We start from the raw sequence: 1135 nt of genomic DNA on the forward strand, positions 1-1135 counted from the left end.
CTGCCTCGACTGCGCTCGGCATAGCCCCTCGGCTTCGCTCGGGGAATCGGCAGGGGATGGCCTGACCCATGCACGAACTCGCTTTTCCCCTGCTCGCGGGCCTGATCCTTCTCGCGCTGGCGTTCGATTTCCTGAACGGGTTGCACGATGCGGCGAACAGCATCGCGACCGTCGTCGCGACGCGGCTGCTGCGGCCGGTGCAGGCGGTGCTCTTCGCGGCCTTCTTCAACTTTGCGGCTTATTTCCTCAGCCTCGCCTTTCCGGCGCTGCACAAGGTGGCGGAGACGATCGGCGCCGGGCTGATCGACAAGGATCTGGTGACGCCTGCGGTCGTGTTCGGCGCGCTGGTCGGGGCGATGTTCTGGAATGTCGTGACCTGGCTCAAGGGCATTCCCTCCTCGTCGAGCCATGCGCTGGTCGGCGGCATCGTCGGCGCCGGGGTGGCCCATGCCGGGTTCGAGGGCATTCAGTGGACGGGCCTCAACAAGACCGTCATCGCGATCTTCCTCTCGCCGCTGCTCGGGATGCTGCTCGCGATGCTGGTGATGCTGCTCAGCAGCTGGGCGCTGCGCCGCGCGACCGCAAAATTCGCCGAGCGGAGCTTCCGCTTCCTCCACCTCTTTTCCTCGGCCGCCTATTCGCTGAGCCACGGCCTCAACGATGCGCAGAAGACGATGGGGGTGATCACCGTCCTTCTCTATTCGACCGGCTATATGACCGGCGAATTCCATGTCCCGCACTGGGTCGCGATCTCCTGCTACATCGCGATCGGCATGGGGACGCTGTCGGGCGGGTGGAAGATCATCGAGACGATGGGCGGCCGCATCACCAAGCTGTCGCACCATCAGGGCTTCGCCGCCTCGACCGGCGGATCGATCATCGTCTTTACGGCCAGCCTGCTCGGCATCCCGGTGTCGACGACGCACACGATCACCGGCGCGATCATCGGCGCCGGCGTCGCCCGCCGCGCCAGCGCGGTGCGTTGGGGCGTCGCGAGCAACGTCGTCGTCGCCTGGTTCATCACCATCCCGGCGAGCGCGGTGGTCGCGGCGATCTTCTATTCGTTGACGCGGCTGTTCTGATCAGCATATCTTTAATCTCATCCGCTTCCCCGAGCGAAGCCGAGGGGCCTGTT

The 1135-nt window shown here is 65.4% G+C and carries 1 protein-coding gene; it reads left to right on the top strand.

What is annotated here, in order from left to right; genetic code table 11:
• Nucleotides 1–68 precede the first annotated feature (68 nt).
• Nucleotides 69–1082: an inorganic phosphate transporter gene (locus OJI97_RS08560; protein ID WP_297662638.1), complete on the top strand. Its 1014-nt coding sequence runs from the start codon at nt 69–71 to the stop codon at nt 1080–1082.
• Nucleotides 1083–1135 lie beyond the last annotated feature (53 nt).

The sequence above is a fragment of the Sphingopyxis sp. genome (genome assembly GCF_025869345.1).
GTDB lineage: Bacteria > Pseudomonadota > Alphaproteobacteria > Sphingomonadales > Sphingomonadaceae > Sphingopyxis.